This window comes from Burkholderia sp. WTPI3, assembly GCF_021483755.1.
Taxonomy (GTDB): Bacteria; Pseudomonadota; Gammaproteobacteria; order Burkholderiales; family Burkholderiaceae; genus Burkholderia.
The window spans coordinates 12,727-38,152 of record NZ_JAGIXF010000047.1 but is presented as its reverse complement, the minus strand read 5'-3'; the positions used below and the strand labels follow the sequence as shown (position 1 = coordinate 38,152).

Sequence of the window (25,426 nt, the reverse complement as noted above, 5' to 3'; positions counted from 1 at the left end):
TCGCCGCTAATTCGACCCCGCTTTGCGCCGCTAATTTCAGACATAACAAAACACCTCTTTACCGCTTTACCGATTCTTCGGACGCCCCTTGCCGATATCTTCGATACGCACGATCCCGTGCCCCTCGGCAGTCGTACGCGGCACGGCCTTCCACGCGTGGCCGTAGACCACCTCGAACGTCAGGGCAATCGTGCCGTCCGCGCGCCGGCGCGCCTCCAGCGCGTCGCCGAGCGCCGCGCGAAAACGCCGCGTCGCGCGCTGCGGCGCCGTGCGTTCGAACGGATAAGCGCCCCAGCGGCGCACGTCGGCCAGCAGGGAATCGGGTGTCTTGTAGGTGACGGTGAGCACTTCCTGGTCCATCACCGGGATCTCGAAGCCGCTCTCGACGAGCATGTCGCCGAGATCGTGCATGTCGACGAAATCGATGACGCGCGGTGCGGGCGGCACGATGCCGAGCGCCGCTTCGGCGTCCGCGCAGGCCGCGCGCAGCTCGCGCAGAGAGTCGGGGCCGAGCGTACTGAACATCAGCAGGCCGTTCACGCGCAGCACGCGCTGCCACTCGGGGAACACCGTATCGGGACGCGAATGCCAGTGAAGCGCGAGATTCGACCAGATCAGGTCGAACGCGCCGGCCGCGAACGGCAGCATCGAGAAGTCGGCCTGTGCGACGCGCGGGCCGCGCTGGCCCAGCGCCCGGCCGAGCGAGGCCGGCAGCCAGCGGCGCCAGCTCGTCTGCTCGACCTCGCGCTGGCCCGCCTGCGCGAGCATCGCGCCGGACAGGTCGACGCCGAACACCGGGGCCTCCGGAAAGCGCGCGCGCAGCGCCGGCAAATCGTCGCCCGGCCCGCAGCCCGCATCGAGCACGGCCGCCGGGCTCACCTTGATGTACTCGAGGCGCTCGTTCATCCGCTGCGCGATCTCGCGCGGCAGGAACGCGACCGTGTCGAACGAGGCGGCACGGCGATCGAAGATCCGCCGCAAACGCCGGGCGTCATTGGCCGGACGGCCGGGTGAAGTCGAGGCTGAGGACATGTCGGGCACACTGGCGAAGAGCCCGAAGTATACTCGCTCGCCTCGCAGCCTTCATCGAGGTGGGCCATCTGGAGTGTTCCCGATGGATCGCAGTTCCGCTCCGCGCACGATGCGCGTCGTTTTGTCGCAGGTCGGTGTGTTGCTTGCGCGCATCGTCGCGCACGCGCTGCCGAATCGATGCGCGCAGTGCGGCAATTTGTCACACAGCGTGATTTGCGCCGCTTGCGACGCCGCGTACTGGAATGAAGCGCGCTTGCGGTGCAACGTCTGCGCCGTGCCGCTGGGCACCGCGCGGCCGCGTTCGCGCGCGGCGGATTACCGGTGCGACGCATGCCGCGCGACGCCGCCGCCGTTCGACGCGACGCTCGCGCTCGCCGATTACCGCGCGCCGCTCGACGGGCTCGCGCGCGGCCTGAAGTTTCACGCGCGGCTCGCGCTCGGCGCGGAATTCGCGGCCCGGCTCGCGCAGCGGGTCGACGATACGGACGACATGCGGCGCGCCGGCAGCTTCGACGTCATCGCGCCGGTGCCGCTGTCGCACGGGCGGCTCGTCGCGCGTGGCTACAACCAGGCGTGGGCGATCGCGCGTCCGCTCGCGCGCCGGCTCGGCGTGCGCGCCGACGCGGCGCTGCTTGCACGCGTGACCGAAACCGCGCCGCAGTCGCGGCTCGACCGGCGCGCGCGGCGGGACAACATGGTCGCGGCGTTTGCGGTGGCGGGCGACGTCACCCGTCGCCACGTGGCGCTCGTCGACGACGTGATGACGTCCGGCGCGACGCTCGCGGCCGCCGCGCACGCATTGAAGGCAGCGGGCGCCGCGCGCGTGACGAATCTGGTTGCGCTGCGCACCGCCAGGGATTAATTAGATAGAGAGGCCGGCCGCCCGAACGCGGCCACGGCCGTCACGAACCGACCGGCCGGGAAGGAATGCACGTCGCTCCGTCCCGACCGGCCCAGCCAGACCCAACCATGTTCAACGTCGTCCTCGTCGCCCCCGAAATTCCGCCGAACACCGGCAACGTGATACGCCTCTGCGCCAACACCGGCGCGCGCCTGCATCTGATCGAGCCGCTCGGCTTTCCGCTCGACGACGCGAAGATGCGCCGCGCAGGACTCGACTATCACGAATATGCGGAAATGCGCGTGCACCGCGACTGGGACGCGTTCGTCGCGGCCGAGACGCCCGATCCCGCGCGGATGTTCGCATTCACGACCCGCGGCTCGGGCCGCTTCCACGATCACGCGTTCGTGCCGGGCGACTGGTTCGTGTTCGGTTCGGAGACGCGCGGGCTGCCTGCCGACGTGCTCGAGCGCTTTCCGAACGAACAGCGCGTGCGCCTGCCGATGCGGCCGGGCAACCGCAGCCTGAACCTGTCGAACACGGTCGCGGTGGTCGTGTTCGAAGCGTGGCGCCAGGCCGGCTTCGAAGGCGGCGCCTGACGCCGCCGCAGCTCGCGCGCCGCGCGGCCCGCCCCGCTAGATGCGCGCGAGCCGCGCGCGATACAGGTCGTAGATGTCGGAAGAAAAGCACGCGAACACCACGCGTGCGAGATTCGGCGCCTGCGGCAGCGTTTCCACGATCGTGCCGACCGCGATGTCGACAGCCGCCTCGGCCGGATAGCGGTATATGCCGCAGCTGATCGCGGGAAACGCGATCGACGTCGCGGCGACGTCCTCGGCCAGTTCGAGCGCGCGCCGGTAACACGACGCCAGCAGTTCGGGCTCGCCGCGCCCGCCGCCGTACCACACCGGGCCGACCGCATGAATCACGTAGCGCGCAGGCAGCCCGTGGCCGCGCGTGAGCTTCGCGTCGCCGGTGTCGCAACCGCCAAGCGTGCGGCACTCGGCCAGCAGGCCCGGGCCGGCCGCGCGATGGATCGCGCCGTCGACACCGCCGCCGCCCAGCAGCGAGCCGTTCGCGGCATTGACGATCGCGTCGACGTCGAGCGTCGTGATGTCGACGACTTGTGCGTCGAACGTGGTGGAACCGATCTGCAGCATGACACCCTCCCGAAACGCCGGAGACTGTTCAAGCGTAGTGCGCTTTGGCGCCGCGCGCATCGCGCGCGCAGCGACGGCAAATCGGCGTTATTCGGCGCGCGCGTCGCGCCGCAGCAGGCCGCTGACCGCATCGCGCGGCGCCACGCCGTCGAACAGCACGCCGCACACGGCTTCGGTGATCGGCATTTCGATCGATTGCGCACGTGCGAGCGCGAGCACGGCCTGTGCGCAGCGCACGCCTTCGGCCACATGGCCGAGCGCGCCAAGGATGTCGTTCAGCGAGCGGCCGGCCGCGAGTTGCAGGCCGACCGTGCGATTGCGCGACAGGTCGCCCGTCGCGGTGAGGATCAGGTCGCCGAGGCCCGTGAGCCCGGTGAAGGTTTCCGCACGACCGCCGAGCGCGACGCCGAGGCGCGACATTTCGGCGAGGCCGCGCGTGATCAGCGCGGCGCGCGCGTTCAGCCCGAGCCCGAGGCCGTCGGCGATGCCGGTCGCGATCGCGAGCACGTTCTTGACCGCGCCGCCGACCTCGACACCGACCACGTCGTCGCCCGTATAGATCCGCATCGCGCCGTGATGGAATGCGGCGAGCGTGCGCTCGCGGCATTCGACGGACGCGCTCGCGACCGTCAGCGCGACCGGCAGCGCGAGCCCGACTTCGCGGGCGAAGCTCGGCCCCGACAGCACGCCGTTGCTGTGCTGCCCGGGCAACTCGGCCGCGATCACCTGATGCGGCAGCAGATGCGTGTCGGCCTCGAAGCCCTTGCAGACCCACACGACGTGCGCCGGCACGCAGCCCGCGTCGCGCATCGCGCCGAACAGCGTGCGCAGCCCGGCCACGGGCGCGGCGATCACGCACAGCGCGTCGTCCGCGGCGCCGTGCGCGAGCGCGACGCCGAGATCGGCGTCGTAGCGCAGCGCATCGGGCAGCGCGATGCCGTCCAGGTAGCGGGAATTTTCGTGCCGGGCCTGCAGCCCGGCGATCAGCGCGGCGTCGCGCGCCCAGAGAAGCGTATCGTGCCGCGCGGCCAGATGGCCCGCGAGCGCGGTGCCCCAGGCACCGGCGCCGAGAACGGCTACTTTCATACCCAGCACCGGTCCGGAGTGAGACGTCAGTTCAGCGTCGTGCCGTTCGGCGCGCCTGCTGCACCGGCCTGCTGCTGAAGCTGCGCGAGACGCTGCTCGTACAGCGCCTGGAAGTTGATTTCCGCCAGGTGGATCGGCGGGAAGCCCGCACGCGTGATCGCGTCGGCGATGTTCGAGCGCAGGTACGGGAACAGGATCGTCGGGCAGGCGATGCCGACGAGCGGGTCGAGTTGCTCGTCAGGAATGTTGCGAATGTCGAAAATGCCGGCCTGCTTCGCTTCGATCAGGAACGCGACCTTGTCCTTCACCTTCGCGGTGACGGTGCCCGACACGACGACTTCGAACACGCTTTCGGCAAGGCGCTCGGCCTTGACGTCGACTTCGACTTCGACAGACGGCATGTCCTGCTCGAGGAAAATCGCCGGCGAATTCGGCTGCTCGAGCGACATATCCTTCAGGTAGACGCGCTGGATGTTGAAGAACGGTTGGTTTTCGACGTCGGACATGGTGTTTCCCTAAAAGTGGTGACGAGACGGCCCGGCTTCTCGCCGGCCGCCTCGGTTGAATCCTGCGCGCTCAGCCGCAGCGCGGCCGGCGGCCATTCTGCCCTAATCAGGCCGCTTGCAGAAGCGGCAGCAGGCCGCCTTCGCGGTCGAGCTTCGACAGATCGTCGTAGCCGCCGACGTGGGTGTCGCCGATGTAGATCTGCGGCACCGTGCGACGGCCCGTGCGCGTCATCATTTCCTCACGGCGGGCCGGATCGCGGTCGATCAGCACCTTTTCGATCTGCTCGACGCCGCGCAGCTTCAGCAGGCGCTCGGCCTGCATGCAATACGGACACACCTGCGTGCTGTACATCAAAACCTTGTTCACTTCGCCACTCCTTGTTTGACGACCGGCATCCCGGCCTGCTGCCAGGCGGCGACGCCACCCTCGAGCACGTGCACCTCGGCATAGCCTGCCGCCTCGACCTCGCGCGCCGCCTTCTGCGACTGCTGGCCGTTCTGGCAGACGAGCAGCACGGGGGTGCTCTTGTTCTTTGCGACCTGCGCAATCTTCGCGCCGATCTCGCCGGCGGCGACCTGGCGCGCCGACGGCAGGTGGCCGGCCGCGAAGTCGGACGCGGCACGCACGTCGATCACGATCGCGTTGCGGCGATTGATGAGTTGCGTCGCCTCTGCAGCCGACAGGCCGCCGCGGCCCCGGCGCAGGGCCGGCCACGCAAGCAGGCCGCCGGAAACCAGCAGGATGGCGATAAGGGCCAGGTTCGTGTAATTGGTAAAGAACGTCACGGAATGCCGCCGGAAAAAGAGAAATCGGAAAAGGACAATCCCACCATTATAAAATAACCGTCTTGCGCGATGGCGGGCCCCGAACCGGGCACCGTGCGACGCGCCCCGCTTCCTTCACTACCGACCGCAAGATCCATGTACAAACTCGTTCTCATCCGCCACGGCGAATCGACGTGGAACAAGGAAAACCGCTTCACCGGCTGGGTCGACGTCGACCTCACCGAACAGGGTCGCAACGAGGCCTATCAGGCCGGCGAATTGCTCAAGGAGGCCGGCTACACGTTCGACATCGCGTACACGTCGGTGCTCAAGCGCGCGATCCGCACGCTGTGGCACGTGCAGGACAAGATGGACCTGATGTACTTGCCGGTCGTCCACTCGTGGCGCCTGAACGAGCGCCACTACGGCGCGCTGTCGGGACTGAACAAGGCGGAAACGGCCGCCAGGTTCGGCGACGACCAGGTGCTCGTGTGGCGCCGCAGCTACGATACGCCGCCGCCCGCGCTCGAGCCGACCGACGAACGCGCGCCGTTCGACGACCCGCGCTACGCGAAGGTGCCGCGCGAGCAGTTGCCGCTTACCGAGTGCCTGAAGGACACGGTCGCGCGCGTGCTGCCGCTGTGGAACGAGTCGATCGCACCGGCCGTCCGCGCGGGCAAGCAGGTGCTGATCGCCGCGCACGGCAACTCGCTGCGCGCGCTGATCAAGTACCTCGACGGCATCTCGGACAGCGACATCGTCGGCCTGAACATCCCGAACGGCGTGCCGCTCGTGTATGAACTCGACGAGAACCTGAAGCCGATCAAGCACTACTACCTCGGCGACCAGGACGCGATCGCCAAGGCGCAGGCCGCCGTCGCGAAGCAGGGCAAGGCGGGCTGACATCCGTCGGGCGGGGCCGCCTTCGGTGCGCCCCGCCCGGCCTTTCCGGTGCGCGGCGCGAACCTTCGCGGCTCCGGTGCTGTCGAATCCGCTTTCGAATCCGTCGCGCGTCCGGCGGCACCCCGCCGGGGCACGAGACCCGGGGCACGAGACCTTTTCGCACCGTTCCACTGAGTAATCGGACGAACAGTTATACTTGTCCGCTACATCCCCGCTACCGCCACGCGCTTCCCGACCGCACCAGACTCTCTATGCGAATGAAATTGAAGAACATCGGCCTGATTGCCGCGGGCCTCGCCACGGGCGTGTTCGCCACGCTGCAGATTTCGGCGTCGGCCGAGCAAACCGCCACGGCACCGCTTCCCCTCGACCAGCTCCGCCTGTTCGCGGAAGTGTTCGGCCAGATCAAGCGCGAGTACGTCGAGCCGGTCGACGACAAGAAGCTGCTGACGGCGGCGATCAAGGGCATGGTGTCGAGCCTCGACCCGCACTCGTCGTTCCTCGACAAGACCGACTACGACGAACTGCAGGAGCAGACGAAGGGTCGCTTCGCAGGTCTGGGCATCGAGATCTCGCAGGAAGACGGCCTCGTCAAGGTGATCTCGCCGATCGAGGACACCCCCGCGTTCCGCGCCGGCATCCGTCCGGGCGACCTGATCACGCGCATCAACGACAAGCCGGTGCGCGGCATGACGCTCGACAAGGCCGTCAAGCAGATGCGCGGCGAGCCCGGCACGAAGGTCACGCTGACGATCTTCCGCAAGAGCGACGACCGCACGTTCCCGGTCACGGTCACGCGCGCGATCATCAAGGTCCAGAGCGTGAAGATGAAGATTCTCGACCCGGGTTACGCATACATCCGGATCACGAGCTTCCAGGAGCGCACGACGCCCGATCTCGCCGCGAAGCTGCAGGACATCGCACGCCAGCAGCCGAACCTGAAGGGCCTGATCGTCGACCTGCGCAACAACGGCGGCGGCCTGCTGCAGAGCGCGGTCGGCGTCGCCGGCGCGTTCCTGCCGCCCGACTCCGTCGTCGTGTCGACCAACGGCCAGATCCCGGATTCGAAACAGGTCTACCGCGACACCTACGACAACTACCGCCTGCCGTCCTTCGATGGCGATCCGCTGAAGAACCTGCCGCCGGTCTTCAAGACCGTGCCGATGATCGTACTGACGAACGCGTATTCGGCGTCCGCGTCGGAAATCGTCGCCGGTGCGCTGCAGGATTCGAAGCGCGCGCTGATCATGGGCAAGACGACGTTCGGCAAGGGTTCGGTGCAGACGGTCCGCCCGATGACGGCCGACACCGCACTGCGCCTGACGACCGCGTACTACTACACGCCGAGCGGCCGTTCGATCCAGAACAAGGGCATCACGCCCGACATTCCGGTCGATCAGTACGCGGACGGCGATCCGGACGACGTGCTCGTGACGCGTGAAGTCGATTACTCGAACCACCTCGCGAACACGCAGGATCCGAACGAGAAGAAGGAACAGGAAGAGCGCGAGCAGCGCCGGATGGATCAGCTGCGCATCCTCGAGGAGCAGAACGACAAGAAGACGCCGGAGCAACGCCAGAAGGACCGCGATCGCAAGCCGATCGAGTTCGGCAGCGCCGACGACTTCATGATGCAGCAAGCGCTCAACAAGCTCGAAGGCAAGCCGGTGCAGGAATCGAAGTCGCTGCTCGCCGAGAGCACGACGAAGAGCCCGGTCAGCAAGGCCGCGTCCGCCGCGAAGGCATCGGGCGCGAAGGCCGCCGCACCGAAGCCCGCGTCGGCACCGCAGTAAGCGCCGGACGGTATCCGACGGGCCATCGCGGGAAGACCGCGATGGCCCGTTTTTCATGCGCGCCTAGAATAGCCAGCAGGTCCGCCTCGCTCACGACTTCCCCATGAACGACGATCAACTCCTTCGCTACTCCCGCCACATCCTCGTCGACGAAATCGGCATCGAGGCGCAGCAGCGCTTCCTCGACGCGCATGCGATCGTCGTCGGTGCCGGCGGCCTCGGCTCGCCGGCCGCGATGTATCTCGCGGCGTCCGGCGTCGGCACGATCACGCTGGTCGACGCCGACACGGTCGACCTCACGAACCTGCAGCGGCAGATCCTGCACGTGACGGCCTCGGTCGGTCGCAGCAAGGTCGAATCGGGACGCGACGCGCTCGCGCAGCTGAATCCCGAAGTGACGGTGCATGCGGTCGCGGCGCGCGTCGACGATGCGTGGCTCGACGAACACGTGCCGCGCGCAAGCGTCGTGCTCGACTGCACCGACAACTTCGCGACGCGCCACGCGATCAACCGTGCGTGCGTCGCGCACGGCGTACCGCTCGTGTCGGGCGCCGCGCTGCGCTTCGACGGCCAGATCAGCACGTTCGATTTCCGCGACCCGGCCGCGCCCTGCTACGCCTGCGTGTTTCCGGAAGACCAGCCGTTCGAGGAAGTCGCGTGCTCGACGATGGGCGTGTTCGCACCGACGGTCGGGATCATCGGTGCAATGCAGGCCGCCGAAGCGCTGCGCGTGATTGGCGGAATCGGCACGACGCTCAACGGCCGGCTGATGATGCTCGATTCGCTGCGGATGGAATGGACGACGATGAAGATCGCGCGCCAGGCCGACTGCCCGGTGTGCGGCGGCCGGCACTGACACGCGCCGGCTGCATGCGCCCGGCGGCGCATGCGTGACGTTTCGCGACTATTTCTCGACTCCGGTTTCGCGGCGCGGCCTGCTTCGCTGCCGCTCAGGCGGCCGCGTCCGCGCGCGGCTCGGCGACCGCCAGGCGCTTGAGCGCCGCCTGCACTTCTTCCGGCTCGAACGCGGCGAGCACGTCGGCCGTCGGCTTTTCGAGCGCCTTCAGGTGCGCACGCAAAATCTCCTGCTTCACCACCAGCAACTGGCTCGGATGCATCGAGAACTCGGTGAGCCCCATCCCGAGCAGCAGGCGCGTGAGCGCCGGATCGCCCGCCATCTCTCCGCACACCGACACCGACACGCCCGCCCGCTTCGCTTCGCGCAGCGTATAGGCGATCAGATGCAGCACCGCCGGATGCAGCGGGTCGTACAGGTGCGCGACCGCGTTGTCCGCACGGTCGATCGCGAGCGTGTACTGGATCAGGTCGTTCGTGCCGATCGACAGGAAGTCGAAGCGCTTCAGGAACAGCGGCAGCGCGATCGCTGCGGCCGGGATCTCGATCATCGCGCCGAGACGCACGTTCGGATCGTATGCGAGCCCCGCGTCGTCGAGCTGGCGCTTCGCCTCGCGGATCAGGTCGAGCGTCTGGTCGATCTCCTGCGCGTGCGCGAGCATCGGGATCAGGATCTTCACCTGCCCGAACGCGGACGCGCGCAGGATCGCGCGCAACTGCGTGAGGAACATCTGCGGCTCGGACAGGCTCCAGCGGATCGCACGCAGCCCGAGTGCAGGGTTCGGCGCCGTCTCGTAGCCTTCGTCGAGCGCCTCGAGCGGTTTGTCCGCGCCGACGTCGATCGTGCGGATCGTCACCGGCATGCCCTTCATCCACTCGACCGCGCGCTTGTACGCGGCGAACTGCTCCTCCTCCTCGGGCATCTCCTTCTGATGCATGAACAGGAACTCCGAGCGGAACAGCCCGACGCCGACCGCGCCGGCCTCGACCGCCGCCTTCGCATCGTCGGGCAGCTCGATGTTCGCGTACAGCTCGATCTTGGTGCCGCACAAGGTCTGCGTCGGCGAGAACTTCAGGCGCTGCAGCTTGCGCTGCTCCAGCAGTTTCTCGGACTGGCGGTACGAATATTCCTCGAGGACGATCGGCGCCGGATCGACGATCACGATGCCCTGGTCGCCGTCGACGATGATCAGGTCGTCCTGGCGGATCAGCGCGCTCGCGTGCTGCACGCCGACCGCGGCCGGAATGCCGAGACTGCGCGCAACGATCGCCGTGTGCGACGTGCGGCCGCCGAGATCCGTGACGAACGCCTGGAACGACTGCGACTTGAACTGCATCATGTCGGCCGGCGCGATGTCGTGCGCGACGACGATCATCTCGTTCGTGCCGTTCCTGGCCGCTCGATCGAGCGCCTGCGACGCGGACGGCGCGCCCGCGAGCGCCTTCAGCACGCGCTCGACCACCTGCTCGATGTCGGCTTTGCGCTCGCGCAGATATTCGTCCTCGATGTCGTCGAAGTGGCGCGTGAGCAGCTCGAGCTGCTCGGTCAGCGCCCATTCGACGTTGTAGCGCCGCGTGCGGATCAGGTCGATGGTTTCCTGCACGAGCATCGCGTCGCTCAGGATCATGATGTGCACGTCGATGAACGCGCCCACTTCGGTCGGGGTGTCGTCGGTCAGGTCGGCGCGCAGCGCCTCGAGTTCGTGATGCACGGTTTCGAGCGCCGTGCGGAAACGCTCGACCTCGGCATCGATCTGGTTCGCTTCGATCAGGTAATGGGCGACGTCGAGCGCCGCCGGCGCGATCAGGTACGCTCGCCCGATCGCGATACCACGTGAGACGGGAATACCATGCAGCGTGAAGGACACGCGCACCTCCTCTGTACATGTAAAGCCGCGGCACACTGCTGCGATGCGCTTATGACCCCGGTTAGCGATTATAAATTCCGTCCCCTCACGCTGACTGCGTGCAGCGCAGCATTACGCGTTACGTATCAATGCTTCAGACGAAAAAAATGCCGCGAAAAACGCGGCATTCCGATTCGAAACGGCAGTGATCCGCGCGGAATCACTGACCTTCGCCGAACTTGTCCGCGATCAGCTTGAGCAGTGCGTCCATCGCTTCGCGTTCGTCCGGCCCCTCGGTCTCGATCGTCACCGTACTGCCGATGCCCGCCGCCAGCATCATGACGCCCATGATGCTCTTCGCATTGATCTTGCGCCCGTTGCGCGTCATCCAGACTTCCGACTGGAAGTTGCCGGCCAGTTGCGTAAGCTTGGCCGATGCGCGTGCATGGAGCCCCAATTTGTTGACGATGGTGGTTTCTTGTTGAAGCATGATTCTCGGTCGGGTCGGTCGAGGCCGCCGGCGACGGGCGTCGGCGGGTCAGTCTGAAACGGAAAACGGGACGGTCAGTGCGATTCGGTGCGCGGTTGCGGCTCGGGCGGAATCGGCGCGCACTGGCCGCAGCCGGTTTCCGACGGCGGCGGCGGCGTGCCGGCAGATACCTCGTGAACACCCTTCGCGCCGCCGGACAGCGCCTTGTCGACGAGCTTGTCGAGCGGCACCGTGCGGTAGCAGACGGCCCGCACCAGCATCGGCAGGTTCACCCCCGCGAGCACGCGCACGTTGTCGAGCTTCGCGAGCTGGCCCGCGATGTTCGCGGGCGTCGCGCCGTACATGTCGGTCAGCACGACGACGCCGTTCTCTTCCCTGAGCCGCGCGAGCTCCGCGTGCGCGAACGCCATCACCTGGGTGGGGTCGCTGTCCGCCATCACGTCGATACAGCCGATGCGGGCGGGCACGCCGCCGTAGATGTGCGCGATGCAGTCCCGCAGCGCGGTGGCGAGGGGCGCGTGTGCGATGATCAGAATCCCGGCCATGTCAGATCGCTCCCGGCCGCCCCTGGCGGGCCGATACCCCGCGGCGGGGCAATGAGCGTAGCGAGTGTGGGGAACGTTTCATGTTCAGCCTTGCAACAGTGTCGGCCCGACCGCCGGGCCTTCGGTGCGCCGATTACGGCACCGGGCAAGCGGGCATTGTAGCAGGCCGGTCAAGCTGCTCCGGCGACGGGGGACCTGCGCGGGCCGCCGCCGGGGTTGCGCGGGAGACGGCCTACGCGGCCGCACGCTCCAGCGCGTCGACGAACATCGCAGCGACGTCAAAGCCCGTCTGCTCCATGATCTCGCGAAAGCACGTCGGGCTCGTGACGTTCACCTCGGTCAGCCAGTCGCCGATCGCGTCGAGGCCGACCAGCAGCAGCCCGCGCGACGCAAGCACGGGCCCGAGCGTGTCGGCGATCTCGCGATCGCGCGCCGTCAGCGGCTGCGCGACGCCGAGCCCGCCCGCGGCGAGATTGCCGCGCACCTCGCTGCCCTGCGGGATCCGCGCGAGCGAATACGGCACGGGCGCGCCCGCGATCAGCAGGATGCGCTTGTCGCCGGCCTTGATCTCGGGAATGAACTTCTGGATCATCAGCGAGCGCGTGCCGTCGTGGCCCAGCATCTCGATGATCGCGCCAAGATTCATTCCATCGGCCTTCACGCGGAACACGCCCATCCCGCCCATGCCGTCGAGCGGCTTCACGATCACGTCGCCATGCTCGGCATGGAACGCACGCAGGCGCGCGGCGTCTCGCGTGACGAGCGTCGGTGCGACGAATTGAGGAAACTCGCCGATCGCGAGCTTCTCCGAATGATCCCGGATCGACTGCGGCTTGTTGAACACCCGTGCACCGGCACGCTCGGCTAGCTCGAGCATCCAGGTGGCCGTCACGTACTCCATGTCGAACGGCGGATCCTTGCGCATCAGCACCGCGCCGAAGGACGTCAACTGACGCGATTCGTGCGCGGCCGCCTCGTGCCACGGACGGCGATGCAGGTCGGCCGTGTCGCCGACGATCGTCACGCGCTGCACGTCCGCCTCGACGCCCGAGCCCGTCCATGCGAGCTGGTGCGGCTGGCACGTATACACCGCATGCCCGCGCCGAGCGGCTTCCGCCATCATCGCGTAGGTCGAATCCTTGTAGATCTTGAAATGATCGAGCGGGTCGGCGATAAAAAGAATGTCCATGCGGGTCCTGTACGTGGCGAAGGTCCGTTACACCTGGATGGCTTCGGGATCGGTCTTTTCCAGTTCGATCGACGACGCGATCAGCGACAGCCGCGCGACGACGCCGTACATGTAGAAACGGTTCGGCGGCGCGGCACCCGGCTTCGCACCGGCATCCGGCAGCGCGGTGTGCTCGAAGCCGAGCGGCACGTAGTGCATGCCGGGGGCGTTCAGGTTCTGGTCGCGCTCGCGGCCGCCGTGCGTGCGATAGAAGCCGCCGACCACGTAGCGGTCGATCATGTATACGACGGGCTCCGCGACTTCGTCGCCGACGCGCTCGAACGTATAGACGCCTTCCTGCACGATCACGTCGCGCACCGCGAGGCCGGCCTTCGATTCGGCCATCTGCGCGCGCTCCGCCTTCGACATGCGGCCGATCTCGGCCGCGTCGTGCACGGTCATCACGCCGCGCCCTGCGGTGCCCGCGTCGGCCTTCACGACGACATACGGCTTTTCGCTGATGCCGTATTCGCGATACTTGCGCGCGATCTTCTTGAGCACGCCGTCGATCGCATCGGCGAGCGCCTGCTCACCTTCATGCGCCTGCCAGTCGACGCCTTCGACGTGCGCGAAATACGGATTCACCATCCACGGATCGACGCCGACCATCTTCGCGAACTTCTTCGCGACGTCGTCGTAGCACGAGAAGTGCGTCGACTTGCGGCGCACGGCCCAGCCCGCATGCAGCGGCGGCAGCAGATACTGCTCGTGCAGGTTTTCCAGCACGGCCGGGATTCCTGCCGACAGGTCGTTGTTCAGCAGGATCGAGCACGGATCGAAATTCTTCAGGCCGAGGCGGCGCTGCGAACGCTCGAGCGGCTCGAGCACGATCTTCTGGCCGTCGGCCAGCGTGATCGGCGTCATGTCGGTGATGCTCGGATCGAGCGAGCCGAAGCGGACGTTCAGGCCGGCCTGGCGCATGATCGTCGCGAGCCGCGCGACGTTTTCCAGGTAGAACGCGTTGCGGGTCGGCAACTCTGGAATCACGAGCAGGTTCTTCGCGTCCGGGCAAATCTTCTCGATCGCGGCCATCGCGGCCTGGACGGCGAGCGGCAGCACTTCGGACGGCAGATTATTGAACGCGCCGGGGAACAGGTTCGCGTCGACGGGCGCCAGCTTGAAGCCGGCGTTGCGCAGGTCCACCGAACAATAGAACGGCGGGGTGTGTTCCTGCCATTCGAGCCTGAACCAGCGTTCGATCGCAGGCGTCGCGTCGAGGATCTTCTGCTCGAGTTCGAGCAGCGGACCGTTCAACGCGGTAACGAGGTGGGGAACCATGAATCACTCGCGAGCGGGAGAATGAAGATTGTAGAGCAATTGCCTCGCCCATTTGGGGATTGTTCCCGGCTTCGCAAGGGTTTGGAGGAAGTTTTCGGCTATTGACCCGATAGGTCGAAGGGTTATGCGCTGCGACAACAGGCGGCAGGAGAAAAAAAGCCCGCCGGGTAGGCGGGCCGAAATCGCTGCGCTCATTCAGGGCGGCCGTCGTCGCGGCCCGCCGTTCATACTTACGACTTATTCGACATGCTCGCCGTGCAGCACCACGTCGAGACCTTCGCGCTCTTCCTCTTCGGTCACGCGCAGGCCGATCGTCAGGTCGATCAGCTTCAGCAGCACGAAGCTCAGCACGCCGCTGTACACCAGCGTGATCAGCACGCCCTTCGCCTGCAGCAGCAGGCTGCCGTCGGCACCGCCGATATCCTTGACCGCGAAGACGCCCGTCAGCAACGCGCCGAGGATCCCGCCGATACCGTGCACGCCGAATGCGTCGAGCGAATCGTCGTAGCCGAGCTTCGACTTGAGCCACGTCGCCGACCAGAAGCACACGACGCCGGCCGCGATGCCGATCACGAGTGCGCCCGTCACGCCGACGAAGCCGGCGGCCGGCGTGATCGCGACGAGGCCCGCGACCGCGCCCGACACGATGCCGAGCACCGACGGCTTGCCGTGCGCCACCCACTCGGCGAACATCCAGCCGAGCGCCGCGCAGGCCGTTGCCACTTGCGTCGTCAGCATCGCGAAGCCGGCACGGCCGTCTGCCGCGACTGCGGAACCCGCGTTGAAGCCGAACCAGCCGACCCACAGCATCGAGCCGCCGATCATCGTCAGCACCAGGTTGTGCGGCGCCATCGATTCGCGGCCGAAGCCGACCCGCTTGCCGAGCATCAGGCACGACACGAGGCCTGCGATACCGGCATTGATGTGCACCACGGTGCCGCCCGCGAAGTCGAGCACACCGTCCGCCGACAGCCAGCCGGTCGGCTCCCACACCATGTGCGCGATCGGCACGTAGACGATCAGCGACCAGAGCGCCATGAACACGAGCATCGCCGAGAACTTCATCCGGTCGGCAAATGCGCCGCAGATCAGCGCCGGCGTGATGATCGCGAACGTCATCTGATAGACGAAATAGACCGACTCCGGAATCGTCGTCGCCAGGTGGCTGACGGTGAGCGTGGTCGCCTTGTCGCCCTTCACGTAGGTCATCCCGTGCAGGAACACGCGCGACAGGCCACCGATGAAGCCGTTGCCCGGCGTGAACGCGAGACTGTAGCCGACCACCGTCCACAGCACCGTGATCACTGCGGTGATCGCGAAGCTCTGCATCACGGTCGCGAGCACGTTCTTCTTGCGGACCATGCCCGCGTAGAACAGCGCGAGGCCGGGGATCGTCATGAACAGCACGAGCGCGGTGGACGTGAGCATCCACGCGGTGTCGCCGGCACTGATCTTCGACGAATCGACGGAGAACGGTGCGGTCGGCGCGGCGGGGGCGGCAGCCGATGCGTCGGCGGCGCCCGAAGCGGGTGCGGCAGCGGCAGCGGCCGGTGCCGATGCGTCCGTGGCGGCCGATGCCGTTGCGGCGGGCGCCGCGGCAGCGGATGCATCGGACGCCATTGCGGCGGGCGCGGACGCAGCCGCGGCGGACGCCGCGTCGTCGGCAAGCGCGGGACCGACACCGGCCGCGATCAGCGAGCCGGCCATCAGCAGGGACATCAGAAGTTTGCGCATCTCGGGTTTCCTCTTGTCACTTGTCTTGTTCGTTACAGCGCGTCCGCGCCTGTCTCCCCGGTCCGGATCCGGATCACCTGCTCGATCGGCGTGACGAAGATCTTCCCGTCGCCGATCTTGCCGGTGCGTGCGGCCCGCTCGATCGCCTCGACCGCCTGGTCGACGAGGTCGTCCGACACGGCCGCCTCGATCTTCATCTTCGGCAGGAAATCGACCACGTATTCCGCGCCCCGATACAGCTCGGTGTGCCCCTTCTGGCGCCCGAACCCCTTCACCTCCGTCACGGTGATGCCCGAGACGCCGAGCGCGGAGAGCGCTTCGCGCGTCTCATCGAGCTTGAACGGCTTGATGATTGCGGTAATCAGTTTCATGGAGTCCTCTCGCTGGTGTGTCCCGTCGAATTGGTTGGAATGTTGTAACGGTTCTCTTCTCAGCAACTCGCATGCCATGTTCGCGAGAGCGCCGCCTCGAACGGCCCGGAAGCGGGGCCGCATCGCACGCTGAAAGGCGCGCGAGCCCGGCCGAATGGCCAATGTGGGCCAGGTTTGCTGGCGCGGCGAAAGGATCGTTGCTAGAGTGCACGCACGTCCCGGATCACCGGGCCATTCACCCATGCGGGCGCCATGCCCGGAATTCGCGCCGCCGGCGCACCATTTCCGGTCATGCGTGCATCATGGGCACGTACGCAACTGAAGATGCACATTTTTTGTGCAAGGAAGGGTAACCACATGAAGCAACCCAGCGACGTTTTCAACGACTTGCAGTCGCGCGTCAGCGACCTGCTGAAAAACTCGCCGGCCAAGGATGTCGAGCGCAACGTGAAGGCCATGCTGTCGCAAGGCTTCTCGAAACTCGATCTCGTCACGCGCGAGGAATTCGACACGCAAGCCCAGGTGCTCGCCCGCACCCGCGTGCGTCTCGAGGAACTCGAGAAGCGGGTCGCGGAACTCGAGCAGAAGCTTACGGCACCCCAGGCCTGACGCCCCGCCCGACCGACGGGTCCGGGCGCGGGCCGCCTCGTGCGGCTCGCGCCCGCCACGCCGAAGTCGCTCCGCCGTTTCGTCGTACTCCGCAGTCCCCCGCTCTTCGCTGTTCCTCGTTTCAGCAGTTCCTCGTTCTTTCCCCGCGCCACGCCGGCAAGCGCGCACCGATTCCTCCGATTCCCGCGGCATGCGGCCCCGAACGGCCGTGGCCGTCCGATTCCTTTACAGGAGCCTCGCCATGTCGCTTGCCGTGGTGCGCAGTCGCGCGCCGGCGGCCGGCCGCGCGCCGGACGTCACCGTCGAAGTCCACCTCGCCAACGGGTTGCCGTCGTTCTCCATCGTCGGCCTGCCCGACCTCGAAGTCCGCGAAAGCCGCGAGCGCGTGCGCGCCGCGCTGCAGAACTGCGGATTCGAATTCCCCGTCAGGCGCATCACCGTCAATCTCGCACCGGCCGACCTGCCGAAGGAGTCGGGCCGCTTCGACCTGCCGATCGCGCTCGGCATCCTCGCGGCGAACGGCCAGATCCCGACCGACGCGCTGGCCGGCCGCGAATTCGCCGGCGAACTGTCGCTGACCGGCGCACTGCGGCCGATGCGCGGCGCGTTCGCGATGGCGTGTGGTGCGGCCCGCGACTGGCGTGCGGGTGACGCCGGAGCGGGCTTCGGTTCCGGTCTCGGTTCCGGTCTCGGTTCCGGTCCCGATTCCGGGCTCGGCCCCGGCCGCCATTCCAGCCCCGATTGCGTCGCGATATCCGGTGCGACCGCCCTGTCACGCCCGCCCGAGCTGTACCTGCCGCTCGACAGCGCCGCCGAGGCCGCGCTCGTGCCGGGCGTTACCGTGTTCGGTGCGCCCGACTTGCCGGCACTGTGCGCGCATCTCGCCGGTGCGCCCGACGCGCGGCTCGTGCCGGTCGCGGCCCCGTGCCTCGACGGCGTGCCGACGCCAGCCGCCCCCGATCTCGCCGACGTCGTCGGCCAACGTGGCGCGCGGCGCGCGCTCGAAGTCGCCGCCGCGGGCGGCCACCACATGCTGATGGTCGGGCCGCCCGGCGCCGGCAAGTCGATGCTGGCCGCGCGCCTGCCCGGCCTGCTGCCACCGCTGACCGACGACGAAGCGCTGACGTCGGCCGCACTCCTTTCCGCGAGCCGCCTCGGCTTCTCGCCCGCGCAGTGGCGCCGGCGGCCGTTCCGCTCGCCACATCATTCGTCGAGCGCCGCCGCGCTGGTCGGCGGCCGCAATCCGCCGCAGCCGGGCGAGATCACGCTCGCCCACCTCGGCGTGCTGTTTCTCGACGAGTTGCCCGAATTCGACCGGCACGTGCTGGAAATGCTGCGCGAGCCGCTCGAAGTCGGCCGCATCACGATCTCGCGCGCGGCGCAGCAAGCCGACTTCCCCGCCGCCTGCCAGCTGATCGCCGCGATGAATCCGTGCCCGTGCGGCTGGCACGGCGATCCGTCCGGGCGCTGCCGCTGCTCGCCGGACGTCGCCGCGCGCTACCTGCGCAAGCTGTCGGGGCCGCTGCTCGATCGCATCGACATCCAGATCGACCTGCCCGCACTGTCGCCGGCCGAGCTCGCGTCGCGCGTGACGGCGCCCGGCGAATCGAGCGCGGCGGTCGCCGCACGGGTCGCGCAAGCGCGTGCGCTGCAACTCGCCCGGCAGGGCAAGACGAATCACATGCTGAGCGGCCGCGAGACCGACGATCTGTGCCGGCCGACCAGCGACGGCGAGCGGCTGCTGCGCGAGGCCGGCGAGCGCTTCGGCTGGTCCGCGCGCGCGTATTTCCGCGTGCTGAAGGTGGCGCGAACGATCGCCGACCTCGCCGGCGACCCGCTGCCGACGGCCACGCAGATCGCCGAGGCGATCCGCTACCGCCGCACGCTCACGGCGCTGTAAATGCCCTCGGAGGACAAAATCAGACTGTCAAGACTTGACTTATGCACAATTCCACGAATCCGACCCCGGATCGATTCGCGCGGGCACCCTCTCGTCGCGGAATTTCCATCTCGTTGTTTTTATTGATTTTTCTCAAACGGCGCACGAGCTGTCAAATGTACCGAAAGGCCGTCCGACATGGCTTTGCGGCTGGTTCGACAAACTTTTCAACAAAGTTATCCACATGCACTGTGGATAGCCGAAAAATCCCCGCAAAATCCGGCGATTAGCGCCGAAAGCTGCGAATGAACTTTCAATTGTCACCGCGTGTCTGAGCGCCCTCGCGGGCCGGTATCAGTCGAGCTTGAACGAGCCGAAAAACTGGTCGAGCTGCTCCTGCGCGAGCGGCTCGTCGGAGATCACGACGGCCTGGTACGCGCGGCGGCCGCGTACAACGAGCCGCGCGATGATCGTCTTGCGCGCATGGTCGCCGCCGCTGGCTGCGCCGGCAATGCGCAACTCGAGTCCGTTCACCGTACCGCCGGCCGCGAGCGGCACGGGCACCGATACGGTCTGCGGCGTGCCTTCGAGATTGCGCGACAACCCGGCCTGCAGAAAATCGAGCGCCGCGCCGCGCGTCTCGTCGCGATCGTCGGGCAGCGTCAGCGTGCCGACCGCGAACACGGCGCCGTCGACGTGCGCGGCCTGCATCCGCATCGGCATCGACACGCCGCCCACCGCCACCGGCTGGTTCTCGACGGTCGGCTTCGCCGGCAGGTCAATCGTGTAGCCGGCATCGTTATGCAGCGTACGCCAGTCATATGACGGCGAGCACGCGGCCAGCGCCGCGCTCACGCACGCCAGCGCGGCGAAGTGTCGCAGCGGACGAAAAAGGGGACGCAACGGCTCGATGACTTCCTTCGGCATGGCAGTGATGGGGACAGGCAAAACACCTATTATCCGCCGAACCCGACGGCCGGGATGTGTGGCCGCCACCGATGCACGGGCCGCATTCGCGCTAAAATAAACGCCGAATTTCGACGTCCTTTGCATCGACCCGCGTCATCGACCGACTCCGAGAGCACCGCAGATGAACACCACCCCTCCCGCCCAGCGCCGCACCGGCCCCGTCCGCTATATCGTCGCGGCCGTCGTCGTCGCGGCCATCGCCGTTGCCGGCTTCTTCGCGTTCAACGGCAAGTCCACCGTGCCCGACGCCACGTTCACGCTGCTGTCGGGCCAGAAGGTGTCGACGGCCGGCGACCTGAAGGGCAAGGTCTATCTCGTGAACTTCTGGGCGACGAGTTGCGCGACCTGCATGCAGGAAATGCCGCAGATGGTCGATACCTATAATCGCTTCAAGGGCCAGGGGCTGGAATTCGTCGCGGTCGCGATGAACTACGACCCGCCGATGTACGTCGCGAACTACGCGCAGACGCGCCAGTTGCCGTTCAAGGTCGCGCTCGACGACGGCAGCGTCGCGAAGCAGTTCGGCAACGTGCAACTCACGCCGACGACCTTCGTCGTCGACAAGGACGGCAAAATCCTGAAGCGCTACGTCGGCGCACCGCAATTCGCGGAACTCGATGCGCTGCTCAAGAAGGCACTCGGCAACAACGCGGCCTGAGCGCCGCCCGACACGACTCGCAGGGCTGCGCCGCGCACCCTGCCTCGTCGAACGGACCGCACGACCGGACAACCCGGTTCTGCGGTCCGTGTCTTTTTCAGCGCTCGGTTTCGCCTTTCGCGGACAGCCCGTAGCGCTTCATCTTCTCGTACAGCGTCGCCTTGCCGACATGCAGCCGGTCGGCCGTCGCGGCGACCGCGCCGCCCGTCTGGTTCAACGCCTCGGCAATCACCGCGCGCTCGAACTGCTCGATGCGCTCCTTCAGCGTCTGGTCGCTCTCCGCGTCGTCGCCGCCTGTACCGGCTTCCTGCGGCATGTCGGCGACGCCGAGCACGAAGCGGTCAGCCGCGTTGCGCAGTTCGCGCACGTTGCCGGGCCAGTCGCGCTGCATCAGGCTCGCGCGCTGCCGGTCGGTCAGCACCGGCGCGGGCCGCCCGTAACGCACGGCCGCGTCGAGCATGAAGTGCTCGAACAGCGGCACGATGTCCTCGCGGCGCTCGGCGAGCGGCGGCAGCGCGATCGTCACGACGTTGAGCCGGTACAGCAGGTCGCGCCGGAACGTGCCGGCCGCGACGAGTTCGCTCATGTCGCCTTTCGCGGCCGCGACGACGCGGCAGTTCACGCGGATCGGCTGGTTCGAGCCGAGCCGCTCGAGCACGCCGTCCTGCAGCACGCGCAGCAGCTTCACCTGCAGCGCGAGCGGCATGCTTTCGATTTCGTCGAGGAACAGCGTGCCGCCGGACGCGTATTCGAGCTTGCCGATGCGGCGCTTCGCGGCGCCCGTGAATGCGCCGGGCTCGTAGCCGAACATCTCCGACTCGAACATCGGCTCGGGCAGCGCGCCGCAGTTCACCGCGATGAACGGCTTGTCGCGACGCGGCGACAGCTCGTGCAGGCTGCGCGCGATCAGCTCCTTGCCGGCGCCCGTGTCGCCGTTGATCAGCACCGACGCATCGGTAGGCGCGACGTTCGCGATCAGCTTGCGCACCTGTTCGATCGCGGGACTCCGGCCGATGATGCGCGGCGCGACGATGTTCTGCCCGGCCAGTTCGCGCCGCAGCGCATGGTTCTCGAGCACGAGCTCGCGCCGCTCCAGCGCGCGGCGCACCGTCTCGATCAGCCGTTCGGCCGCGAACGGTTTTTCGATGAAGTCGTACGCGCCGTCGCGCATCGCCTGCACGGCCATCGAGATGTCGCCGTGCCCGGTGACGAGGATCACCGGCACGTCGGGTACGCGCTCGCGGCACTGCGCGAGCAGGTCGAGTCCGCTCGCGCCGGGCAACCGGATGTCGCTGACGATCGCGCCGGCGTTTTCGGAGACGATCGCCTTGTCGGCCGCTTCGGCCGATTCGAACCCGACGACGTCGAACCCCGCGAGCTGGAGGCTTTGCACGCTCGCCCGGCGAACGAGCGCGTCGTCTTCGATATAGATCACTTGCAGCCGGTTGGCCATCGTAGTCACTTGCTCCTGACGGGCCGCGCGGCAGGGTTGCGCGCGCGGCTCTCGTTGATGCCGGTCGTGCGACCGGGTCTGCGGCCTAGTGCGAGCCCGCCGGCTCGGACACGGAGTCCGGATGATGCGTGCGCGCGCGCCGCAGCGTCAAGACGAACAGCGCGCCGCCGGACGGCGCATTGCGCGCGGTCAGCGCACCGCCCGCGTCGCTTGCGATCGACGACGAAATCGCGAGGCCAAGCCCGAGTCCGCGCCCCATTTCCTTTGTCGTGAAGAACGGTTCGAACAGGCGCGGCAGCAGCTCGGGCGCGATGCCGGAACCGTTGTCGCGCACCTCGATCGACAGCGTCGCGACCGACACCGCGATCGTCACTTCGATCGCCGGTGCCGGGGTCGTCACACCCGCGCCCGCCACCGCATCGAGCGCGTTGCCGAGCAGGTTGATCAGCACCTGCTCGAGGCGCAGGTCCTCGCAGCGGGCGACGAGCTGCGGATAGTCTTGTGCCAGGTCGAGCGGCGCATCCTGCGCCGGCGACACCGTCGCATCCCGCAGCGTCAGCGTGAGCGCGACGCCGCGCAGCCGCTCGCCGAGCAACGACAGTACGCTGCGCAGCGCGCGCACGACGAGCGCCTGCTCGTTGCGGGGCTTCGCGCGGCCGACGAACAGCTTCAGCTGATTGGTGATCTTGCCCATCCGCTCGGTCAGCGCGGCGATTGCCTCGAGGTTCTCGCGCGCGGCCGCCTGCTCACCGCGATCGAGCAGCACTCGCGTGTTGTCCGAAAAACTGCGCAGCGCCGCGAGCGGCTGGTTCAGTTCATGCGTAATGCCGGCGGCCATCTGGCCGAGCGCGGCGAGCTTGCTCGCCTGGATCAGTTCGTCGTGCGCGGCGCGCAACTCCTGTTCCGCCCGGATCCGGTCGCCGACTTCCTTCTGCAATTGCTCGTTCGCTTCCGACAGGTCGGCCGTGCGCTCCTCGACGCGCCGATTCAGCTGCGCATACGCCTGCTGCAACAGCGCGCGGCCGCGGATCATCTCGCGCACACGCGCGCGACGCATCCGCCAGTAGAACGCGAGCAACGCGACCGACACGAAGCCGAAGCCCGTGACGATCGTCGCGTTGCGTGCGTCGGCGTCCACCGGTGCGATCGGCGCGAGCGTGACGAGCAGCCAGTCGGGCTCGCCGATGCGCCGCTTGGAGGCCAGGAAACGCGGCGCACCGAGGCCCGGGCCGAGCCGCACGATCTCGGCATCGGGGCCGAGCACCTGCTCGACGCGCAACGGCAGCGGCGTCACGGGCTGCTGCGCGTACTGGCGCGTCTCGTAGATCGACGCGGCGACCGGCCCCGTCAGCGGATGCAGCGTGTGGTATTTCCACGCGGGCACGGACGACAGGAACACGACGCCGTGATCGTCCGCGACGACGAGCGGCTCGGACGCATCGGCGCCCTGGAACCATTCGAGATTGAGCTTCACGACGACGACGCCCGCGATCCGCCCGTCGCGCCACACCGGCTGCGAGATGTAGTAGCCCGGGTCGCGCGAGATCGTGCCGATGCCGAAGAAGCGGCCGACCTGGCCGTTCATCGCGTCGATGAAATAAGGACGGAAACGATATTCGATCCCGACGAAACTGTCCGGCGCGCGCCAGTTGCTGGCAGCCACGCACAGGCCGTCCGCGCCGATCACGTAGGTGACGGTCGCATGTGCGTGTTCGTTGAGGTCTTCGAGGTAGCGGTTCGCGCGCGCGGTGAAATCGGCGCGCTTCGGCTCGGCGAGGAGATCCTGCACGTACGGATGACTGCCGAGCAGATAAGGCAGCGATTCGTAGCGATCGAGCGTGCTCTTGAGCGCGTTGGTGGTGCGATCGACGCGCACCGCGGCGTTGCGCTGCAGCTCCGCGACGCCGCGCCGCCACGTGATGGTCCACGTCAGCGCGCACGCCGCGGCGAGCGCGGCGGCAAGCATGACGAGGATGAGCAGGCGGCGCTTCACGGACGAGACTTCCTGGCGATGCGGATCGCCTATTGTGTCATAAGGCTCCGCATCGCCGCCCTGGCCACCGTGCGGCGCGCCGCCTGTGGGCGGTGCCGCCGCCTGCGCCTTCATGATGTCAGACGCCGGCCGTCTCGGTCGTCGCGACCTCGCCACCGCCCTTGAGCGCCTGGCGCAGCTTGTTGCGGTCGAGTTCCTTCTCCCATGCCGACACGACGACGGTCGCGACACCGTTGCCGACGATGTTGGTCAGCGCGCGGCATTCGCTCATGAAGCGGTCGATGCCGAGGATCAGCACCATGCCCGACAGCGGGATCGTCGGCACGACGGCGAGCGTCGCGGCGAGCGTAATGAAGCCCGCGCCCGTGACACCGCTCGCGCCCTTCGACGTCAGCATCGCGACCGCCAGCAGCGTGAGCTGCTGCATCCACGTCAGTTCGATGTTGGTCGCCTGCGCGATGAACAGCACGGCCATCGTCATGTAGATGTTGGTGCCGTCGAGGTTGAACGAGTATCCGGTCGGCACGACGAGGCCGACGACCGAACGCGAGCAACCGGCCTTCTCGAGCTTTTCCATCAGCTGCGGCAGCGCGGCTTCCGACGAGCTCGTACCGAGCACGATCAGCAGTTCTTCCTTGATGTACGACACGAAGCGGATGATCGAGAAGCCCGTGAAGCGCGCGATCGTACCGAGCACGACCAGCACGAACACCACCGACGTCAGATAGAACGTGCCGATCAGCTTGAGCAGCGGCACCAGCGAGCCGACGCCGTACTTGCCGATCGTGAACGCCATCGCGCCGAAGGCACCGATCGGCGCGAGTTTCGTGACGATGTGCACGATGCCGAACAGCACGCGCGTCAGGCCGTCGATGAAGTCGGTGACGACGCGGCCGCGCTCGCCGAGGTGCGCGAGCACGCTGCCGAACAGCAGCGCGATCAGCAGGATCTGCAGGATTTCGCCCTGCGCGAACGCATCGACCATCGTGTTCGGGATGATGTGCATCAGGAAGTCGACCGTCGACTGTCCATGCGCCTTCGCCGCGTACGATGCGACGGCCTTGCCGTCGAGCGTCGCCGGATCGATGTTGAAGCCGACGCCCGGACGCAGGATGTGCGTGGCCGCGAGGCCGAGCAGCAGCGCGAAGGTCGACACGATCTCGAAGTACAGGAGCGCCTTGCCGCCGACGCGACCGACCTTCTTCATGTCCTCCATGCCGGCGATGCCGGTGACGACCGTACAGAAGATGATCGGGCCGATCACCATCTTGATCAGCTTGATGAAGCCGTCGCCGAGCGGCTTCATGTCGGTGGCGATCGCCGGGTAGTAGTGGCCGAGGATCACGCCGACGATGATGGCGAAGATCACCTGCACATAGAGCACTTTGTAGATGGGTTTCTTCTTCACGATGGTTCCTGCTGAAGTAGATG

The 25,426-nt window shown here is 67.4% G+C and carries 26 protein-coding genes; 8 read left to right on the top strand and 18 right to left on the bottom strand.

Translation table 11 applies throughout. The annotated features are described in order from the left end of the window. Window positions 1-66: 66 nt before the first annotated feature. Window positions 67-1,032: a methyltransferase domain-containing protein gene (locus tag J7024_RS23445; protein ID WP_124827850.1), complete on the bottom strand. Its 966-nt coding sequence runs from the start codon at window positions 1,030-1,032 to the stop codon at window positions 67-69. Between the two features lie 82 nt (window positions 1,033-1,114). Here J7024_RS23445 and J7024_RS23440 point away from each other — a divergent pair, with 82 nt between their 5' ends. Next, window positions 1,115-1,894 carry a ComF family protein gene (locus J7024_RS23440; protein ID WP_124827849.1) on the top strand — a complete coding sequence of 260 codons (780 nt, stop codon included), beginning with the start codon at window positions 1,115-1,117 and terminating at the stop codon, window positions 1,892-1,894. Window positions 1,895-2,001: 107 nt separating this feature from the next. Further along, window positions 2,002-2,472: a tRNA (uridine(34)/cytosine(34)/5-carboxymethylaminomethyluridine(34)-2'-O)-methyltransferase TrmL gene (gene trmL, locus J7024_RS23435; protein ID WP_098550508.1), complete on the top strand. Its 471-nt coding sequence runs from the start codon at window positions 2,002-2,004 to the stop codon at window positions 2,470-2,472. 36 nt (window positions 2,473-2,508) lie between these two features. On the opposite strand, the gene J7024_RS23430 is transcribed toward trmL, so the two are convergent. From J7024_RS23430 to J7024_RS23405, 6 genes are all read right to left on the bottom strand, one after another. Then, a complete protein-coding gene (locus tag J7024_RS23430; RefSeq protein WP_124827848.1) occupies window positions 2,509-3,033 on the bottom strand; it encodes an O-acetyl-ADP-ribose deacetylase in 525 nt (174 codons plus the stop codon). An 87-nt stretch (window positions 3,034-3,120) separates the two neighbouring features. Then, window positions 3,121-4,119 (bottom strand): NAD(P)H-dependent glycerol-3-phosphate dehydrogenase, encoded by a 999-nt coding sequence (locus tag J7024_RS23425; RefSeq protein ID WP_124827847.1) that lies wholly within the window; start codon window positions 4,117-4,119, stop codon window positions 3,121-3,123. A gap of 26 nt (window positions 4,120-4,145) precedes the next feature. After that, window positions 4,146-4,625 carry a protein-export chaperone SecB gene (gene secB, locus J7024_RS23420; RefSeq protein ID WP_011658008.1) on the bottom strand — a complete coding sequence of 160 codons (480 nt, stop codon included), beginning with the start codon at window positions 4,623-4,625 and terminating at the stop codon, window positions 4,146-4,148. Between the two features lie 106 nt (window positions 4,626-4,731). Further along, the gene (gene grxC / locus J7024_RS23415; RefSeq protein ID WP_011886111.1) at window positions 4,732-4,992 is read right to left on the bottom strand and encodes a glutaredoxin 3; all 261 of its coding nucleotides are present in this window, start codon (window positions 4,990-4,992) and stop codon (window positions 4,732-4,734) included. After that, complete coding sequence (locus J7024_RS23410) at window positions 4,989-5,411, bottom strand: rhodanese-like domain-containing protein (protein ID WP_124827846.1); 423 nt, start codon at window positions 5,409-5,411, stop codon at window positions 4,989-4,991. The genes grxC and J7024_RS23410 overlap by 4 nt, the downstream gene beginning before the upstream one ends. After that, on the bottom strand, window positions 5,408-5,548 hold the full coding sequence (locus J7024_RS23405) for a hypothetical protein (protein ID WP_175750984.1): 141 nt from the start codon (window positions 5,546-5,548) through the stop codon (window positions 5,408-5,410). The genes J7024_RS23410 and J7024_RS23405 overlap by 4 nt, the downstream gene beginning before the upstream one ends. Here J7024_RS23405 and gpmA point away from each other — a divergent pair. The 3 genes from gpmA (at window position 5,547) to J7024_RS23390 (ending at window position 8,942) form a co-directional block, all read left to right on the top strand. Then, a complete protein-coding gene (gene gpmA / locus J7024_RS23400; RefSeq protein WP_124827845.1) occupies window positions 5,547-6,293 on the top strand; it encodes a 2,3-diphosphoglycerate-dependent phosphoglycerate mutase in 747 nt (248 codons plus the stop codon). The genes J7024_RS23405 and gpmA overlap by 2 nt on opposite strands. A 251-nt stretch (window positions 6,294-6,544) precedes the next feature. Further along, complete coding sequence (locus J7024_RS23395; protein ID WP_124827844.1) at window positions 6,545-8,086, top strand: S41 family peptidase; 1,542 nt, start codon at window positions 6,545-6,547, stop codon at window positions 8,084-8,086. 103 nt (window positions 8,087-8,189) lie between these two features. After that, window positions 8,190-8,942, top strand: a complete 753-nt coding sequence (locus tag J7024_RS23390; RefSeq protein WP_096507415.1) for a HesA/MoeB/ThiF family protein — start codon at window positions 8,190-8,192, stop codon at window positions 8,940-8,942. A 94-nt stretch (window positions 8,943-9,036) separates the two neighbouring features. Here the strand turns inward: J7024_RS23390 and ptsP are convergent, their stop codons facing one another. The 7 genes from ptsP to J7024_RS23355 all read right to left on the bottom strand — a co-directional run bounded on the left by ptsP (window position 9,037) and on the right by J7024_RS23355 (window position 16,434). After that, window positions 9,037-10,809 carry a phosphoenolpyruvate--protein phosphotransferase gene (ptsP, locus tag J7024_RS23385; protein ID WP_124827843.1) on the bottom strand — a complete coding sequence of 591 codons (1,773 nt, stop codon included), beginning with the start codon at window positions 10,807-10,809 and terminating at the stop codon, window positions 9,037-9,039. A gap of 199 nt (window positions 10,810-11,008) precedes the next feature. Further along, on the bottom strand, window positions 11,009-11,278 hold the full coding sequence (locus J7024_RS23380; RefSeq protein WP_006477716.1) for an HPr family phosphocarrier protein: 270 nt from the start codon (window positions 11,276-11,278) through the stop codon (window positions 11,009-11,011). Between the two features lie 74 nt (window positions 11,279-11,352). Beyond that, complete coding sequence (locus tag J7024_RS23375) at window positions 11,353-11,823, bottom strand: PTS sugar transporter subunit IIA (RefSeq protein WP_039346239.1); 471 nt, start codon at window positions 11,821-11,823, stop codon at window positions 11,353-11,355. A 232-nt stretch (window positions 11,824-12,055) separates the two neighbouring features. Beyond that, on the bottom strand, window positions 12,056-13,012 hold the full coding sequence (gshB, locus tag J7024_RS23370; RefSeq protein ID WP_124827842.1) for a glutathione synthase: 957 nt from the start codon (window positions 13,010-13,012) through the stop codon (window positions 12,056-12,058). Between the two features lie 27 nt (window positions 13,013-13,039). Next, a complete protein-coding gene (gene gshA, locus J7024_RS23365) occupies window positions 13,040-14,329 on the bottom strand; it encodes a glutamate--cysteine ligase (RefSeq protein ID WP_044848231.1) in 1,290 nt (429 codons plus the stop codon). A gap of 237 nt (window positions 14,330-14,566) precedes the next feature. After that, the gene (locus J7024_RS23360) at window positions 14,567-16,063 is read right to left on the bottom strand and encodes an ammonium transporter (RefSeq protein WP_124827841.1); all 1,497 of its coding nucleotides are present in this window, start codon (window positions 16,061-16,063) and stop codon (window positions 14,567-14,569) included. Between the two features lie 32 nt (window positions 16,064-16,095). Beyond that, a complete protein-coding gene (locus J7024_RS23355) occupies window positions 16,096-16,434 on the bottom strand; it encodes a P-II family nitrogen regulator (RefSeq protein WP_006398175.1) in 339 nt (112 codons plus the stop codon). 357 nt (window positions 16,435-16,791) lie between these two features. On the opposite strand from J7024_RS23355, the gene J7024_RS23350 reads away from it, so the two are divergent. Then, window positions 16,792-17,043 (top strand): accessory factor UbiK family protein, encoded by a 252-nt coding sequence (locus tag J7024_RS23350; RefSeq protein ID WP_096507419.1) that lies wholly within the window; start codon window positions 16,792-16,794, stop codon window positions 17,041-17,043. Between the two features lie 241 nt (window positions 17,044-17,284). Then, window positions 17,285-18,943, top strand: a complete 1,659-nt coding sequence (locus J7024_RS23345; protein WP_234745538.1) for a YifB family Mg chelatase-like AAA ATPase — start codon at window positions 17,285-17,287, stop codon at window positions 18,941-18,943. A gap of 333 nt (window positions 18,944-19,276) precedes the next feature. Here the strand turns inward: J7024_RS23345 and J7024_RS23340 are convergent, their stop codons facing one another. After that, window positions 19,277-19,849: a hypothetical protein gene (locus J7024_RS23340; protein WP_199568532.1), complete on the bottom strand. Its 573-nt coding sequence runs from the start codon at window positions 19,847-19,849 to the stop codon at window positions 19,277-19,279. 163 nt (window positions 19,850-20,012) lie between these two features. Here J7024_RS23340 and J7024_RS23335 point away from each other — a divergent pair, with 163 nt between their 5' ends. Continuing rightward, complete coding sequence (locus tag J7024_RS23335; RefSeq protein ID WP_124827837.1) at window positions 20,013-20,549, top strand: peroxiredoxin family protein; 537 nt, start codon at window positions 20,013-20,015, stop codon at window positions 20,547-20,549. Between the two features lie 97 nt (window positions 20,550-20,646). On the opposite strand, the gene J7024_RS23330 is transcribed toward J7024_RS23335, so the two are convergent. The 3 genes from J7024_RS23330 to J7024_RS23320 form a co-directional block, all read right to left on the bottom strand. Continuing rightward, a complete protein-coding gene (locus tag J7024_RS23330) occupies window positions 20,647-22,002 on the bottom strand; it encodes a sigma-54-dependent transcriptional regulator (protein ID WP_124827913.1) in 1,356 nt (451 codons plus the stop codon). 85 nt (window positions 22,003-22,087) lie between these two features. Further along, window positions 22,088-24,109 (bottom strand): sensor histidine kinase, encoded by a 2,022-nt coding sequence (locus J7024_RS23325; RefSeq protein ID WP_124827836.1) that lies wholly within the window; start codon window positions 24,107-24,109, stop codon window positions 22,088-22,090. Window positions 24,110-24,113: 4 nt separating this feature from the next. Then, window positions 24,114-25,403: a dicarboxylate/amino acid:cation symporter gene (locus tag J7024_RS23320; protein WP_124827835.1), complete on the bottom strand. Its 1,290-nt coding sequence runs from the start codon at window positions 25,401-25,403 to the stop codon at window positions 24,114-24,116. Between the last annotated feature and the right edge of the window lie 23 nt (window positions 25,404-25,426).